Source organism: Acinetobacter sp. NRRL B-65365 (assembly GCF_001605865.1).
Taxonomy (GTDB): Bacteria; Pseudomonadota; Gammaproteobacteria; order Pseudomonadales; family Moraxellaceae; genus Acinetobacter; species Acinetobacter vivianii.
The window spans coordinates 1-1,706 of sequence record NZ_LRPD01000061.1; the positions used below are offsets into that span (position 1 = coordinate 1).

3 protein-coding genes are annotated in these 1,706 nt (G+C 34.3%); all 3 read right to left on the reverse strand.

The features are described 5' to 3' along the window. Positions 1-32: 32 nt before the first annotated feature. The 3 genes from AWW72_RS19700 to AWW72_RS16585 all read right to left on the reverse strand — a co-directional run bounded on the left by AWW72_RS19700 (position 33) and on the right by AWW72_RS16585 (position 1,633). Complete coding sequence (locus AWW72_RS19700; protein WP_249409180.1) at positions 33-833, reverse strand: hypothetical protein; 801 nt, start codon at positions 831-833, stop codon at positions 33-35. 106 nt (positions 834-939) lie between these two features. Further along, positions 940-1,200 carry a hypothetical protein gene (locus AWW72_RS16580; protein ID WP_062848060.1) on the reverse strand — a complete coding sequence of 87 codons (261 nt, stop codon included), beginning with the start codon at positions 1,198-1,200 and terminating at the stop codon, positions 940-942. Between the two features lie 178 nt (positions 1,201-1,378). After that, a complete protein-coding gene (locus AWW72_RS16585) occupies positions 1,379-1,633 on the reverse strand; it encodes a hypothetical protein (protein WP_062848058.1) in 255 nt (84 codons plus the stop codon). Between the last annotated feature and the right edge of the window lie 73 nt (positions 1,634-1,706).

Below are 1,706 nucleotides of genomic sequence, written 5' to 3' on the forward strand. Positions count from 1 at the left end.
TGCTAAGATTTGACGCATTTGAGATGCATATCTCAAATGCATACTTTTGCTATCTTATAAAATTCATCTTTATTATAAAATATATTGATATCTGCCCACTTAACACTATCGCCTTCTCTATAAACGATATCTTTTACAACAGTCCCATCAGAACTAATGATTGCATCAGCGACTAAGGCTACATGATGAGTACTACAGTTTACTTTAACTTTAACAAAACGCTTTCCTAACCATGTCAAACGACCATTAGGTTTCATCACCCCAGTAAATAACATAGAAATTATAGGATAACCATCACTGTAATATTCATGTACACCAGATCTAACATACGATGCATCAGATTTATTTTTTGTTAATAAAGTCCAAGATATACCATTTTCAATAATACTTTTTTCTTCATTCTTACCGGATGAAAGAAAACTTGCTATTGATACATTCCCCACAGCCTCTCCAGTAGACCTTGCGTCTGTGTTATTTGTTTTATTAATCTCTTCCTGAACCATCTTAGTTGATTGATCAGGGATTTGACGAGAAGGAACTTCATATTGCGTTTTATACGTTTCTGGATAAGTGCTTGCTTTCACTCCTGTGTAATTATAAGTATAACCACTTACTGAAGGAGTAGTCTTAGTCCCAACTTTACCTGTATATGGGTTGATATTACCGGCCGTACTCCAATTATTATAAAAATGCCCATCCGGACTAGAGCGCATATGAGGGCTAACATAAGTGCCATTACTACGATAATACCCACGTACTGAAACACCTGCATAAAGATAAGATGTATAAAAAACACTTACTGAAAGCAAAAGTAAAACTGAACTAATCCCCATAAGTACAAAAACTCATTAATATTTTATTTTATTTTAACATTTTTAAATTTAAAGCCCATTTAAAATGAGCTCTAAATTTATAATTTTAATCTAGCAAAATTCACACTCAGTTCTGATAAGAATATTCCTGAGCCTTACTAAACTCTAAAGACTCCTGAATCAATCCATCGATGATATTGAAAATACGTTTCAACTCTTGGAATACGGATTCCGGAACATCATAAACCTTGTGAATATATTGGATATTTTTTTCACATAAATGCCTTATTGCGCTAATCATAGCTGCTAAATCTGCAACCTGTTCATAGGCCAAAGCATAACCATCCGCAATATCACTGGCTTCATACGATTGAATCGAGGATTTCATATACATAGTTTTCCCCTTATTCAGCGATGTTGTTTATAGATTCAGTTTTTGGCACTCGAAAGGAATGTAATATCTGAAAAATTAATTCGTTCATAACTTGCCACCTAGTGGTTCATGACAGCGCCCTACTGCTCTGTCTTATTTTTATTTTGTGCTCACTTTGGGCACAAGTCAAGATTTAGCTTCCTAGAATTTTTTCTAATAGATGAATTGCTCCTTCAATCTCTTCCTTTCGTTTTCTTGCAATTTCTAGTAGTTCAGTGGTAATCCCTACTGGAATTGGACGATCGCCATCTAACCAGTGGTTTATTCTGCGCCGATCAACTCCCAAAAAATCAGCAAGTTGAATCTTAAAACTTGTCCCATATAGAGACTTACCGATTGATTCAAGTTGTTCAGGAGTCAAACGATGATTTTCATTTGATTCAGACATAAATACCTTTACTTAAGTAAGCAATTAAGTAAGTCACCACTTACTTATCAAAACCAAGTTATTACACCATAAA

Excerpts from the sequence above, each read along its gene's own strand:
- AWW72_RS16580 (WP_062848060.1), bottom strand. The coding sequence starts at position 1,200 with ATGAAATCCTCGATTCAATCGTATGAAGCCAGTGATATTGCGGATGGT.
- AWW72_RS16585 (WP_062848058.1), bottom strand. The coding sequence starts at position 1,633 with ATGTCTGAATCAAATGAAAATCATCGTTTGACTCCTGAACAACTTGAA.
- AWW72_RS19700 (WP_249409180.1), bottom strand. The coding sequence starts at position 833 with ATGGGGATTAGTTCAGTTTTACTTTTGCTTTCAGTAAGTGTTTTTTAT.